The sequence below is a fragment of the Corynebacterium lehmanniae genome, from assembly GCF_043161975.1.
Taxonomy (GTDB): domain Bacteria; phylum Actinomycetota; class Actinomycetes; order Mycobacteriales; family Mycobacteriaceae; genus Corynebacterium; species Corynebacterium lehmanniae.
In genome coordinates this window covers 1163513-1176841 of sequence record NZ_CP170998.1, presented here as the reverse complement: position 1 = coordinate 1176841, position 13329 = coordinate 1163513, and the positions used below count along the sequence as shown (strand labels likewise).

Annotated in this window: 13 protein-coding genes; 8 read left to right on the top strand and 5 right to left on the bottom strand. The window is 67.5% G+C overall.

Annotated features, from left to right (window positions below):
- Window positions 1–3 precede the first annotated feature (3 nt).
- Both ACF3NP_RS05585 and ACF3NP_RS05580 read left to right on the top strand, forming a co-directional pair.
- Window positions 4–174: a DUF3117 domain-containing protein gene (locus ACF3NP_RS05585; protein ID WP_070475087.1), complete on the top strand. Its 171-nt coding sequence runs from the start codon at window positions 4–6 to the stop codon at window positions 172–174.
- Between the two features lie 26 nt (window positions 175–200).
- Window positions 201–1064, top strand: a complete 864-nt coding sequence (locus ACF3NP_RS05580; RefSeq protein ID WP_392399054.1) for a class I SAM-dependent methyltransferase — start codon at window positions 201–203, stop codon at window positions 1062–1064.
- A 12-nt stretch (window positions 1065–1076) separates the two neighbouring features.
- Here the strand turns inward: ACF3NP_RS05580 and ACF3NP_RS05575 are convergent, their stop codons facing one another.
- A complete protein-coding gene (locus ACF3NP_RS05575; protein ID WP_392399053.1) occupies window positions 1077–2477 on the bottom strand; it encodes a GH32 C-terminal domain-containing protein in 1401 nt (466 codons plus the stop codon).
- Window positions 2474–3631: a glycogen synthase gene (gene glgA / locus ACF3NP_RS05570; RefSeq protein WP_392399052.1), complete on the bottom strand. Its 1158-nt coding sequence runs from the start codon at window positions 3629–3631 to the stop codon at window positions 2474–2476. Before glgA ends, ACF3NP_RS05575 begins: the two co-directional genes overlap by 4 nt.
- 67 nt (window positions 3632–3698) lie before the next feature.
- Between glgA and glgC the strand changes: the two genes are divergently transcribed.
- Window positions 3699–4916 carry a glucose-1-phosphate adenylyltransferase gene (gene glgC / locus ACF3NP_RS05565; protein ID WP_181888180.1) on the top strand — a complete coding sequence of 406 codons (1218 nt, stop codon included), beginning with the start codon at window positions 3699–3701 and terminating at the stop codon, window positions 4914–4916.
- On the opposite strand, the gene ACF3NP_RS05560 is transcribed toward glgC, so the two are convergent.
- A complete protein-coding gene (locus ACF3NP_RS05560) occupies window positions 4913–5587 on the bottom strand; it encodes an O-methyltransferase (RefSeq protein WP_392399051.1) in 675 nt (224 codons plus the stop codon). The genes glgC and ACF3NP_RS05560 overlap by 4 nt on opposite strands.
- A 76-nt stretch (window positions 5588–5663) precedes the next feature.
- Between ACF3NP_RS05560 and sigE the strand changes: the two genes are divergently transcribed.
- From sigE to tatB, 3 genes are read left to right on the top strand one after another with little or no spacing between them, the layout of a single operon-like run.
- Window positions 5664–6257: an RNA polymerase sigma factor SigE gene (gene sigE, locus ACF3NP_RS05555; protein WP_239305986.1), complete on the top strand. Its 594-nt coding sequence runs from the start codon at window positions 5664–5666 to the stop codon at window positions 6255–6257.
- Between the two features lie 17 nt (window positions 6258–6274).
- Entirely contained in the window at window positions 6275–6646 is a 372-nt protein-coding gene (locus tag ACF3NP_RS05550; RefSeq protein ID WP_181888183.1) for an anti-sigma factor family protein, read from the top strand.
- A gap of 10 nt (window positions 6647–6656) precedes the next feature.
- Window positions 6657–7076 (top strand): Sec-independent protein translocase protein TatB, encoded by a 420-nt coding sequence (gene tatB, locus ACF3NP_RS05545; protein ID WP_239305985.1) that lies wholly within the window; start codon window positions 6657–6659, stop codon window positions 7074–7076.
- Here tatB and ACF3NP_RS05540 read toward each other — a convergent pair.
- Entirely contained in the window at window positions 7069–8205 is a 1137-nt protein-coding gene (locus ACF3NP_RS05540; RefSeq protein WP_392399050.1) for an Mrp/NBP35 family ATP-binding protein, read from the bottom strand. The two genes, tatB and ACF3NP_RS05540, sit on opposite strands and share 8 nt — an antisense overlap.
- Window positions 8206–8257: 52 nt before the next feature.
- On the opposite strand from ACF3NP_RS05540, the gene ACF3NP_RS05535 reads away from it, so the two are divergent.
- Together ACF3NP_RS05535 and ACF3NP_RS05530 are read left to right on the top strand one after the other, a co-directional pair.
- Window positions 8258–8773 carry a general stress protein gene (locus tag ACF3NP_RS05535; RefSeq protein ID WP_392399049.1) on the top strand — a complete coding sequence of 172 codons (516 nt, stop codon included), beginning with the start codon at window positions 8258–8260 and terminating at the stop codon, window positions 8771–8773.
- The gene (locus tag ACF3NP_RS05530) at window positions 8766–9479 is read left to right on the top strand and encodes a hypothetical protein (protein ID WP_181888187.1); all 714 of its coding nucleotides are present in this window, start codon (window positions 8766–8768) and stop codon (window positions 9477–9479) included. The genes ACF3NP_RS05535 and ACF3NP_RS05530 overlap by 8 nt, the downstream gene beginning before the upstream one ends.
- Before the next feature lie 91 nt (window positions 9480–9570).
- On the opposite strand, the gene ACF3NP_RS05525 is transcribed toward ACF3NP_RS05530, so the two are convergent.
- Entirely contained in the window at window positions 9571–13305 is a 3735-nt protein-coding gene (locus ACF3NP_RS05525; RefSeq protein WP_392399048.1) for a multifunctional oxoglutarate decarboxylase/oxoglutarate dehydrogenase thiamine pyrophosphate-binding subunit/dihydrolipoyllysine-residue succinyltransferase subunit, read from the bottom strand.
- Window positions 13306–13329 lie beyond the last annotated feature (24 nt).

Genomic DNA, 13329 nt, shown 5'->3' with positions numbered 1-13329 from the left:
CGAATGGCAGCAATGAAGCCGCGTACCGGCAGTGGCCCGATGGAAGCGGTGGAGGAGTCCCGCAAGATCGTGATGCGTATCCCGTCCGACGGTGGCGGCCGCCTCGTGGTGGAGCTGTCCAAGGAGGAGGCCGGCGAGCTCGGCCGACTGCTCACGGAGGCCGCAGAAGCCTAACGCGCCGAACGCGGTAGTATCGCCACATGCTCAACGACATTGTGGACGTGCTCGCCGACCCGGCAGACCTCACCCCGCTTCGGGGCGAAGACGATTTTTCCCGTCTCGTCTCCGAATCGGGGCATTCTTATGACGTGGCCAAGCAGGGCTACGTCACCCTCGCCGCCGGCAAGGGCATCGGGCACGAGGGTGACTCGCTGGAGATGGTCACCTCCCGCGAGACGTTTTTGTCCAACGGCCACTTCGCGCCGTTCGTGGAGGCAGTCTCCGACGCGCTCGCCGACGTTGTGGAGCGCGCCGCCGGCGACGCCGCGAACCCGGTGATCATGGAGGCCGGCGCCGGCACCGGCTACTACCTGGCGCACACCCTGGACCTGATCGAGGGCGCGCGCGGCGTCGGCCTGGACGTGTCCGTGCCGGCCGCGAAACACCTGGCCAAAGCCCACCCGCGCGTGGGCGCTGTGGTGGCGGACGTGTGGGAGCAGCTGCCGATCCGCACCGGCTCCGTGCACGCTTTATCGGTGGTGTTCGCGCCGCGTAACCCGGCGGAGTTCGCGCGCGTGCTTGTGGACGGCGGCGAGGCCGTCATGCTCGTCGCCGACCAGGGCCACCTGGACGAGCTGCGCGAGCCGTTGGGCATCCTCGGCGTCGAGGAGGGCAAGGTCGAGCGCCTCATCGCCCAGTCCGAGGGCCACCTGGTCCCCGCGGCGGAGCCCGAGCTCATCGAGTTCCCGATGCTGCTGGAGCGCGACGCCATCGCCGCCCAGGTGGGCATGAGCCCGTCGGCGCGCCACTTGGACAAAGAGACGCTTCAGGCCCGCCTCGCGGAGCTGCCGGAGCAGATGCGGGTCACCGCTCGCGCGCAGCTGATCCGCATGCGCAAGGCCTAGAGCCTCAGCGCGTTAGCGCACGTAGCCGCGGCGCCACTCGGAGTGGATCTCCGCGCCGTCGTGGGCGCGGGTGCGGATGCCGGAGCAGCCGCCGTCGAGCCACACGCGCGAGGACATGACGACGCTGCCGCCGCCGGCGTAGACCTCGATGGTGGAGCCGTCGACGATGACGGTGATGTTGTCCTCGTCCTCGTCGTTGAGCGCGGCGCTGGCGGGGGAGCCGTCCAAACGGTCGAGGGTGATCTGGTCGCCGGAGTGGGTGATCACCACGCCAGGTTCGCCGTTTCCGTCGAGGACTTCCACGATGACCGAGGAGCCCGGCGTGACCTCGCACAGCCCGGCCCACATGCGGGCGCGGTCGGTGCTGTCCACGGCGTCCGGCAGTCCCGGGGCGGGGACCTGGTAGATGCGGCCGCCCTGCAGGGTGACGCGGCGCGGCAGGGTCAGGGCGTTGGCCCAGCCTTCGGCGTCCCAGTTGGGCTCTTTGGTGGGGTCGCCGGCGCGGTCGGTGTTGGTCATGAACCCGTAGAGATAGGCGCGCTCGTACAGCTTCGCGGTTTCCACCAGGTTGTAGGTGGTGTTGCGGGGGCGGGTGAAGTCGTGGCCGTGGTCGACGATGGTGAACGGGGTGTCCACGCGGAAGGTGTGGCCGCGCAGTTCGCCGACGGCATAGACGGCGGTGTCTTTGCCGTCGCGCTCGAGGGTGACAAACAACACGTCGCGGATTTGGCCGTCCACCTCGTCGCGCAGGCGCACGATGCGCGGGGCGACCAGGGAGGCATCAAGGTCGAAGCCGGTCTCGCCCTCGAATTCGAGGATGCCCTCGAGCGTCCAGTCGCGGCCGTCGCCGGAGGTGAGCACGACCGGCTTCGGCGCGGTTTCGGGCCCGGAGACGGCGAGCATGAGCCAGCCGTCGTGGGCGTCGTCGCGGTCGGTGTCGGCGTCCCAATCGGGAACGACGCAGGGGGAGCGGAAGTTGCTCACGCCGGCGACGTCTTCGACGACGGCGCCGAGGCGGGACGCGGCCGCGGAAACGTCCAGGTCGGTGTCCTCGTCGAGGTCTGCGCACAGCTCGTCGACGTGCGGCACGTGCGCGACCTGGATCGTGTTGCCGGCCGCGGTGGCGGAGGTGAAGTACAGGTCCACGCCGTCGCCGGCGGCGGAGACGCTGCCGGCGCGCACGGCGATTTCGCCGCCGACGGGCACGATGACGTCGTTGCAGTCCACCCAGCTAAACGCGTCTTCTTCGCTTTGCTGGTGGCCCCAGCGGCTGGGCGCGTCGGGGGTGGGGCGGTACTGGTAAAACATGTTCCACACGCGCTCCGATGCGGCCCCAGTGCGGTAGATGCCGGCGGGGCCTTCGAGGATGCCGCGCTCGGCGGTGACGTGCAGTTCCGGACGGTAAACGGTCATCTGTTCAGCCCCTTGTAAATCTCTACGGTCTCTTGCGCGATGGTTGCCCAGGAAAAGTCGGTTTTGGCCCGCTTGAGCCCGGCCGCGCCCATCGCGGCGGCGCGCTCGCTATCGCCTGCGACGGCGTTGACGGCTTCGGCCAGGGCGGCCTCGAAGCCTGCGGTGTCGTTGGCATCGTAGTCCACCAGCACGCCGGTTTCGCCGTCCACGACGACCTCCGGGATGCCGCCGACGCGCGAGGCTACCACGGCGGTCTCGCACGCCATCGCCTCAAGGTTCACAATGCCGAGCGGCTCGTAGATCGACGGGCACACGAACACGTCGGCAAGCGAGTACACCTCGCGCACCTTCTCCGCGGGCATCATTTCTTGGATCCAGAACACCCCGTCGCGAGAAGCTTTGAGCTTGTCGACGAGCCCTTCGGTCTCCGCCGCAATCTCCTCGGTGTCCGGGGCACCGGCACACAGGATGAGCTGGATGTCCTCGTCGAAGGCTTGGGCGGCCTTGAGCAGGTGGGCCACACCCTTTTGGCGGGTGATGCGCCCGACGAAGGCCACGACGGGTTTGTCCGGGTCCACGCCCAGCTCCTCGGCGATGGTGCCGGAGTCGGGGTACCACTTCTGCGGGTCGATGCCGTTTAAGACGGTGTGGACTTTAGAAGCGTCGACACGCGGGTAGGCCCGCAGGACTGCCTCCTTCATGCCGGCGGAAACCGCGATGACCGCATCGGCGTACTCGAAGGCGTTCTTCTCCGACCAGGAGGAGACGTTGTAGCCGCCGCCGAGCTGCTCGCGCTTCCAGGGGCGGTCCGGCTCCAGGGAGTGGGCGGTGACCACGTGGGGGATCTCGTGCAGCTGGCCGGCCAGGTGCCCGCCGAGGCCCGCGTACCAGGTGTGGGAGTGCACCACGTCCAGCCCGGCGGCGGCGTCCGCCATGCGCAGGCCGGTGGACAGTGTCTTGATTGCCCCGTTGGCGTCCTCCAACGCGGGGTCGACGCCGTGGACATAAACGCCTTCCGCGTCGCGGGGTGCGCCCATGCAGTGCACGTCCACGTCGACGATGTCGCGCATGAAGCGCGTCAGCTCGGTGACGTGGACGCCGGCGCCGCCGTAGACCTCCGGCGGGTATTCGCGGGTGAACATTCCGACTTTCATGACCGCCGAGCCTACTTACGCGCGCGATTCCCTGCAGGGACCTGAAATTCTCATTAGCCTAGCTGTCATGAAAAGCCAGCCTCGAGTTCTCGCCATCGTACTGGCCGGCGGTGAGGGCAAGCGCCTGTTTCCGCTGACCGCTGACCGTGCCAAGCCCGCCGTGCCGTTCGGCGGCAATTACCGTCTCATCGATTTTGTCCTGTCCAACCTGGTCAACGCGGGCTACATGCGCATCGCGGTGCTGACCCAGTACAAGTCCCACTCGCTGGACCGCCACGTGGCCACCGCGTGGAACGTCTCCGGCCCGACGCAGCAGTACATCGCGTCGGTGCCGGCGCAGCAGCGCCGCGGCAAGCGCTGGTACTCGGGCTCGGCGGACGCGATTGTGCAGTCGCTGAACCTGATCTACGACGATGCGCCGGACTACGTCCTGGTCTTCGGCGCGGACCACGTCTACCGCATGGACCCGTCGCAGATGGTGGAGGACCACATCGCCTCGGGCAAGGCCGCCACCGTGGCGGGCATTCGCGTGCCGCGCTCGGAGGCGCACGCGTTCGGCTGCATCCAGGCGGACGACGACGGCACGATCACCGAGTTCCTGGAGAAGCCGTCGGACCCGCCGGGCACCCCGGACGACCCGGAGACCACGTTCGCGTCCATGGGCAATTACTGCTTTTCCACCGAGGCGCTGATCCAGGCGCTGCTGGAAGACGAGCAGAACGAGGACTCCGCCCACGACATGGGCGGCGACATCATCCCGTACTTCGTGGCCCAGGGCGAGGCGAACGTGTACGACTTCTCCCGCAACGAGGTCCCGGGCGCGACCGAGCGCGACCGCGGTTACTGGCGCGACGTGGGCACCGTGGACTCGTTCTACGAGGCCCACATGGACCTGATTTCCTCGCACCCGGTGTTCAACCTCTACAACAAGGCGTGGCCCATCCACGCGACGGAGGAGGACAACCTGCCGCCGGCGAAGTTTGTCATGGGCGGCATCGCGCAGGAGTCCATCGTGGCGTCCGGCTCCATCATTTCGGGTGCGACGGTGCGCAACTCGGTGCTCTCCACCGACGTCCGCGTGGAGGAAGGCGCCACCGTGGAAGGCTCAGTGCTGATGCCGGGCGTGCGCGTGGGCAAGGGCGCAGTGGTGCGCCACTGCATCCTGGATAAGAACGTCTACGTCTCCGACGGCGAAACCATCGGCGTGGACGCGCAGCGAGACGGGGAGCGCTTCACCGTCTCCGACAACGGCGTGGTGTGCGTGGGCAAGAGCGAGGTAATTTAGCGGCGCTTGGTCAGAAGCGTCAGCCCGCCGTCGAGAGGCAGGCGCGCAAGGGCCGCATCTTCGAGCGCAAGCGTATCGACGTAAGCGTCCGCCTCGCGCGCCGCTTCAGTGTCGCGGTCGCGGCGGGTGGGGTCGGCCACGGTGCCGTCGAGAAGCGAGCCCGCGATGACGAGCGTGCCGCCGGGGGCGAGCAGGGGCCACGCGGCGTCGATGAGCGGGCGCAGCTCCACGGCGGAGACGTCGGCGTAGATGAGCTGGTACGCGCCGGTGGCCAGGCGCCCCATCACATCCAGCGGGCGGGAGGTGAGGAAGCGCACCCGCGACGGCGCGAAGCCCGCGGCGCGGAACGCCTCCTTCGCGCCCGCCTGCAGCGCCGCTTCCGGCTCGATGCAGGTCAGGGTGGCTTTCTCGCGCAGGCCGGCGAGGATGTGCAGGCCCGCAACCCCCGCGGCAGGGGTCACCGCGACCGCACCCTGGGAGGCCTCGTTGCCCGCCGCCAGCACGGACAGCAGATCGCCCACAAGCTGGCTGGGAACCGGCACGCCGTTTTCCTCGGCGTCCTCGCGGGCGCGGGCGAGCGCTTCGCCCACCTCATCCGGCAGGTGGTCCCGTCGGGAGTCGATGTAGGTGCTCAGTTGGGTAAACGCAGTCTCACTCACACGCGCAATCATAGCGGGGCGCACATGCCCAGGGAGCTCACAGGAGACGCGCTGGATTCCGGGAGGTGAGTCTGCCAAACTACTTGCTATGACCTCTGAGGAAAGCCAGCTGTCCGGCACTGCCGCGTTCGACGCGGGCGAGGGGGCAATGCCCACCTGGTCGGAGCTGGTGCAGGAACACGCCGACAGCGTCTACCGCCTTGCCTACCGCCTCTCCGGCAACCAGCACGACGCGGAGGACCTGACGCAGGAGACCTTCATGCGCGTGTTCCGCAGCCTGAAGAACTACCAGCCCGGCACCTTCGAGGGCTGGCTGCACCGCATCACCACCAACCTGTTTTTGGACATGGTGCGCCGCCGCGCGAAGATCCGCATGGAGGCGCTGCCGGAGGACTACGAGCGCGTGCCCGGCACCGACATGACGCCGGAGGAGGCCTACAACGTGGCCAACCTGGACCCGGCGCTGCAGCGCGCGCTGGACGATCTCGCGCCGGATTTCCGCGTCGCCGTCGTGCTCTGCGACGTGATGGGCATGACCTACGAGGAAATCGGCGACACCCTCGGCGTGAAGATGGGCACCGTGCGCTCCCGCATCCACCGCGGGCGCGCGCAGTTGCGGGAGTCGCTGGAGAAGCAGGCGCTTGACGACGCGCACGCGAAGGAACTCATCCGCACCCGCTAACAAGCGACGTGATGTCAATGTCCAAACGCGAATTCAACTCCACCGACCACCTGAACCCGGAGGCGGTCGCCGCCTTCGTGGACGGCGAGCTGTCAGATGCGGCGTTCCGTCGCGCCGCCCGCCACTTGGAGGATTGCGAGGAGTGCAGCGCCGAGGTCGACGCCCAGCGCCGCGCCGCGAACCGGCTTCGCGTGGTGGATAACTCCAGCGTGCACGCCCCGGTGTCGCTGGTGGAGCGCCTGGCGGGCATGTGCGCCGAGGACCTCGACGGGGTGGGAGAGGCGCCGGGTCCGCGCGGTCGGGGCAGGAAGCTGGCCACTGACCTCGGCACCAACCTCGGCGCGGCGCTGCAGTCGGCTCTGGGCGCGCTGAAGCGCCGCGGGGAGTAGGGTGTTGTAGGTGTTTTCCAACATCGGCTGGGGCGAGATTTTCTTCATCCTGATCATCGGACTCATCGTGATCGGGCCCGAACGCCTGCCGTCTGTCGTGGAGGATGTGCGCGCGGCGATCTACGCCGCGAAGAAGGCCATCAACAACGCCAAGGCCGAGCTCAACGGGGAGCTGGGCGAATTCGAAGAGTTTAAAAAGCCCATCAACACCGTCTCCCAGTACGCGGCGATGGGCCCGCGCCGCGCGATGGCGAAGGTGCTGTTCGAAGACGAGGCAGGCACGGCGCAATCAGAGCCGGAACCCACCCGCTCCGGACCGCGTTCAGCGCAGTCGCAGCAGAGCCAGCCTGCGCCGCAGGAGCGGCCGAGGCCGGATCAGGCGGAGCGGCCGTCGAAAGGCAGGAGCTTCTCCTGGGAGGACATCACTTAACCCGTGGGTTGAGGCTCTTGCCGGCGAGCGACTCGCGGCGCACCTTCAGCTGGTCCGCCACCGCCTGGATGGCCTTGGCGGCGGGGGAGTCCGGCTCGGAGATGGTGACGGGGGTGCCGGTGTCGCCGTGCTCGCGAAGCTTCGGGTCCAGGGGGATGGAGCCGAGCAGCTTGACGTCGGAGTCCGTCAGCTGCGTCAGGCGCTCGGCGACCTGCTCGCCGCCGCCCTCGCCGAAGATGTTCATCACGGTGCCGTCGGGCATGGTCATACCGGACATGTTCTCGATCACGCCGGCGATCTTCTGGTCGGTCTGCTGCGCGATCGTGCCGGCGCGCTCGGCCACCTCCGCGGCGGCGGCCTGCGGGGTGGTCACGATGAGCAGCTCCGCGGTCGGCACCAGCTGCGCCACCGTGATGGCCACGTCGCCGGTGCCGGGCGGCAGATCCATGAACAACACGTCCAAGTCGCCCCAGTACACGTCCGCCAGGAACTGCTGGATCGCGCGGGTGAGCATGGGCCCGCGCCACACGATCGGCGCGTTGCCTTCCACGAACTGGCCCACGGAGATGTGGCGCACGCCGTGGGCGATCGGCGGCATGATCATCTCGTCGACAACCGTTGGGCCCTTGTTGTTCGAGCCCATCAGGCCGGGCACGGAGTGTCCGTAGATGTCCGCGTCCACCACGCCCACGCTCAGGCCCTGCGCGGATAGCGCGGTGGCCAGGTTCACGGTCATGGAGGACTTGCCCACGCCGCCCTTGCCGGAGGCGACGGCGAAGATGCGGGTGCGCGTGTCCGGGTCGGCGAACGGGATCGCAGGCCCGGTCTGCTCGCCGCGCAGCTTCAGCGCCAGCGCCCGGCGCTGCTCGTCGCTCATGGTGTGCAGGGTGACAGAGACGTCGCCGACGCCGTCGAGTTCCTCCAACACGGCGCGTGTGTTGTCTTCGATGGTGTCGCGCATCGGGCAGCCGGCGATGGTCAGGTAGATGCCCACGGCCACGTCCGCGCCGTCAATGCGCACGGATTCCACCATGTCCAGCTCGGTGATGGGCTTGCCAATCTCGGGGTCCTCCACGCGCTCGAGTGCGGCGAGGACGTCCTGCTCTGTGATGTTGTGTTCAGTAGCCATGTTGCCCTGCAGTATAACGGTGCCCCGCGGTCGAACGGATACACTGGTGGGCATGACAAATCCCATGAGCAACTCGTCTCGCGTGCCCGCGCGCGAGGTTCCCACGGGCTGGCCTGTCGGCAGCTTCAAAACGTACGCGGAGGCGCAAGCCGCGGTGGATGCGCTTTCTGACCGGGAGTTCCCGGTGGAGAAGCTGTCCATCGTGGGCGTGGATCTCATGCAGGTGGAGAAGATCACCGGCCGCCTGACCTGGGGCAAGGTGCTGGGCACCGGCGCGCTGTCCGGCCTGTGGATGGGCCTGTTCATCGGCCTGATCCTCTCGGTCTTCACGGAGCCGGGCTCGGGTTGGGTGACGTTTACCACCACGTTGATCATCGGCGCGATCTTCGGCGTGATTTTCGCGGCCGTGGCCTACGCGTTCACGGGCGGCAAGCGCGACTTCTCCTCGGCGACGGCGATCGTGGCGGGCCACTACGACGTGCTCTGCGATCCGGATGCCGCCCCGCAGGCGCGCGACCTCATCGCGGGCCAATTGCCTATCGACGACACGTCGCAGCCTAATGCGTAGACACACCCGCGCCCTGGCGGCACTTTCCGTGTGCGCGATCACGCTGTCCGGGTGCGCCGCGCTCGGACAGAAGAGCACCAGCAAGGAACCGATCGCGATCGGCATCGACGCCGACGACCCGGAGCAGCGCGTCCTGGGCGAGATTTACAGCCGCGTGCTGCAGCAGCTGGGCCGTCCCACTAGCGTCACCGCCGCCGATTTCTCGGCGGGCGACACGCTGCGCGTGCTGAAGGAAACGCCGGTGGACTTCGTGGTGACCTGCACCGGCCGCCTCGTGGAGGAAACCGACGTGGAGGCCGCCAAACGCCTGAAGAAAGAAGCGAAGGAGGAGCCGGCCGGGTTCTCGGACGTGGTCTACGACCAAGCCATCGCGGGCCTGCCCAGCACCCTGCGGACCGTGGATCCTTCGCCGGCGCAAAGCTGCGGGCGTTCCGGTGAGCTGCCGCAGAACATCATCCCGCTGTTCGACAAGTCCGGCTTCGACCGCGGCGAGATCAACCGCCTGAACTTCATCACCCGCGTCATTTCCACCAAGTCGCTGGAGGAGATGGTCGAGGACATCGAGGGCGGCGCCGACGTCCAGGACACCCTGGCGGCGTGGATGATGGAAAACGCCCACATCAACATCTACAACGACGAGCTGCCGGAGGCCGACGAGGACGGTGCCGCCGCAGGCGATTCCGCCGACAGCGCCGGCGCGCGCTAAACACGCATACCAGGCACGAGGAAGGGCCCCGGGGTCAACCCTGGGGCCCTAGCGCTTGTGGGGGAGCGCGGTGACGTGCTCCGTCGTCAAGCTACTTTGCAAATGCCTCCTCGAGCAGCTGCTTCTCCTCCTGCTGGTGCACCTTGGCCACACCGGTTGCGGTGGTGGACTGGGCGCGGCGGGACACGCGGACCATCTCCGGCATGTCCGGGATCAGGGTGCGCAGGTGCTCGTTGTAGAACGGCCATGCGCCCTGGTTTGCCGGCTCGTCCTGGACCCAGCGGATCTCCTTGGCGTTCGGGTAGTTCTTGAACGCATCCGAGAGGCGGTTGAACGGGATCGGGTGGAGCATCTCCACGCGGATGATCGCGATGTCGTCGCGGCCGTCCTTCTCCTTCTTCTTCGCCAGCTCCCAGTAGATCTTGCCGGAGCACAGCAAGATGGTGGTGACCTTGTCGGTGTCGCCGATCTTCTTGTTGCCGCGCTCGACGAAGTTCGGGTCGTCGATGACGGACTGGAAGCGCTCCACCTCGATGAAGTCAGCCGGCTGCGAGACAGCCGCCTTGTTGCGCAGCATGGACTTCGGCGTGAAGACGATCAGCGGTCGCTTCATCTCGCCGAGCGCCTGGCGGCGCAGCAGGTGGAAGTGGTTTGCCGGGGTGGACGGCTGAGCGATGGTCATGGAACCTTCCGCCACGAGCTGCAGGTAGCGTTCGATGCGGGCGGAGGAGTGGTCCGGGCCCTGGCCCTCGTAGCCGTGCGGCAGCAGCGCGATCAGCGAGGACATCTCGCCCCACTTGGTCTCGGAGGAGGAGACGTACTCGTCGATGATGGTCTGCGCGCCGTTGGCGAAGTCGCCGAACTGCGCCTCCCAAGCGACCACGGCTTCCTTGTTGCCCAGGGTGTAGCCGTACTCGAAGCCCATGCCGGCGTACTCCGTCAGGGCGGAGTTGAACACCTGGAAGTGGCCGCCGTCGCCGTTCTCCTGCGCGTTGTGGTCCAACGGGTTGTACGGCTCGGCGTTGTCCGGGTTGTACAGCACCGCGTGGCGCTGGGTGAAGGTGCCGCGCTGGGAGTCCTCGCCGGCGAGGCGGACAAACTTGCCCTGCTCCGCCAGGGAACCGAAGGCGAGCAGCTCGCCCCAGCCCCAGTCGATGTCGCCGTCGGTGAACGAGCCGCCGCGCTTCTTCAGCACGGACTTCAGGCGCTTGTTCGGCGTGAAGTCCTCCGGCAGGTTCGCGTACGCGTCCGCGAGGCGCTTGAACTGCTCCTCGGGGATGTTGGTGTCCAGGCCGCGGGTGAGCTCCTGGGACTCGGTGATGCCGGTCTGCTCGCTCGGCTGGCCCTTCTCCGCCTTGACGTCGGAGAAGACGGAATCCAGCTGGTCGTGGAAGTCCTGTGCTGCCTTCTCAGCGTCTTCCTCGGTAATGTCGCCGCGGCCGATGAGGTCCTGCGTGTAGCGGGTGCGCACCGACGGGTGGGAGTTGATGCGGTCGTACATGACCGGCTGGGTCACCGTCGGGTCGTCGGCCTCGTTGTGGCCGCGCAGGCGGTAGCAGATCAGGTCGATGAAGACGTCCTTGCCAAACTCGCGGCGGTACTCGGTGGCCAGCTGGGCAACCCATGCGGCGGCCTCCGGGTCGTCGCCGTTGACGTGGAACACCGGGCAGTCGAAGCCCTTGGCCAGGTCGGTGGCGTAGTAGGAGGAACGGCCGGAATCCGGGGTGGTGGTGAAGCCGATCTGGTTGTTCACCACGATGTGGATGGTGCCGCCGACGGTGTAGCCCGGCAGGCGGGACAGGTTCAGGGTCTCCTGAACCACGCCCAGGCCGGTGAAGGAAGCGTCGCCGTGCAGCATCAGCGGCACGACCGGGTGGTCCTCGCGGCCCTTGGCAAGCTTGATCTGGTCTTCCTTGGCGCGGGCCATGCCCACCAGGACCGGGTCCACGGCCTCGAGGTGGGACGGGTTGGCGGCCAGGGAGACCTTGATCTCGCCGTCGCCGAACATCTGGATGTGCTCGCCCTCGAAGCCGAGGTGGTACTTCACGTCGCCGGAGCCGCCCTGTTGGGCTGCGCGCATGTTGCCCTCAAACTCGTTGAAGATGGTGGCGACCGGCTTGCCCACGATGTTGAACAGCACGTTCAGGCGGCCGCGGTGCGGCATGCCGATGACAACCTCTTCGAGGCCCTGGCCTGCGGCGGTGTCGATGATGGCGTCCATCAGCGGGATCAGGGTCTCGGCGCCCTCAAGCGAGAAGCGCTTCTGGCCGAGGTACTTGGTCTGCAGGAAGTTCTCGAAGGCCTCGGCGGCGTTGAGCTTCTGCAGGATGTACTTCTGCTCCGGGCCGGTCGGCTTGGGCATGCCGGCCTCGACACGGTCGCGCAGCCACTCGCGCTCGTCGCGGTCCATGATGTGGGAGTACTCGGTGCCCACCTTCAGGGTGTAGGCGGCGCGCAGGCGCGACATGACCTCGCGCAGAGTCATCTGCTCCTTGCCACCGAAGCCGCCGACGTGGAAGACGCGGTCCAGGTCCCACAGGGTCAGGCCGTGGGTTTCCATGAGCAGGTCGCGGGAGTCCGGCTTGGGCAGGCCCGGCTGGTGCCAGTGCAGCGGGTTGGTGTCGGCGATGAGGTGGCCGCGGGAGCGGTACGCCTCGATCAGCTGCATGACGCGGGTGTCCTTGTTGATGCCGGTGTTCGGCTCGTCCTGTGCCCAGCGCAGCGGCGCATACGGGATCTGCAGGGAGCGGAAGATCTCGTCCCAGAACTTGTCGTCGATGAGCAGCTGGGAGATGTCGCGCAGGAACTCGCCGGACTCCGCGCCCTGGATGACGCGGTGGTCGTAGGTGGAGGTCAGGGTGACCAGCTTGCCCACGCCGAGCTCGGCGAGGCGGTCCTCGGAGGCGCCTGCGAACTCCGCCGGGTAGTCCATTGCGCCGACGCCGACGATGGTGCCCTGCCCCTTGGTCAGGCGCGGGATGGAGTGGCGGGTGCCGATGCCGCCCGGGTTGGTCAGCTGGATGGTCACGCCGGAGAAGTCGTCCATGGTGAGCTTGCCGTCGCGGGCGCGGGCGACGATGTCCTCGTACGCCTCGACGAACTCGTTGAAGGACTTGTTCTCGCACTCCTTGATGGCGGCGACGACCAGGGAGCGGGAGCCGTTCTTGCCCGGCAGGTCGATGGCCAGGCCGAGGTTGATGTGCTCCGGCTGCACCGCGAAGGACTTGTTGCCGTCCTCCTTGTAGTTCTTGTTCATGTCCGGGTGCAGCTTGGTGGCCAGGACAATGGCGTAGCCCAGGATGTGGGTGAAGGAGACCTTGCCGCCGCGGGTGCGCTTGAGGTGGTCGTTGATCAGCGCGCGGTTTTCAAACATGAGCTTGACCGGCATGTCGCGCACGGTGGTCGCCGTCGGCACCTCGAGCGACTCGTTCATGTTCTTGGCAATGGCCTTGAAAGCGCCCTTGAGCTGGAACTCGCCGGGCTCTGCCTCGACCTGGTTGACCTTGTCCAGCGGGGAGGACTTCGCCGGGGCGGCGGGGCGCTTCGGCTTCGCGGCGACCTTGGCCGCTGCCTCGTCCACCTTGGTCTCGCGGCCGTCCTGGCTCGGGGCGCCGGTGCTGCGGGAGACCTTCGGGTCAGTCTTCGGAGTGCTTGCGCTCTCGTCGGAAGGGGTGACGTTGGGGGTGCCCTTCGCGGTCTTCGGAGCGCCCTTGTTCTCGAAGAGTTCGCGCCATTCGGCGTCCACCGAGTTGGGGTCGTCCTTGTACTGCTGGAACATCTCGTCAACCAGCCAGCTGTTCTGGCCGAACGTGTTTTCGCTGCTCACGGCAGGTTCTCGCCTTCCTTCTGG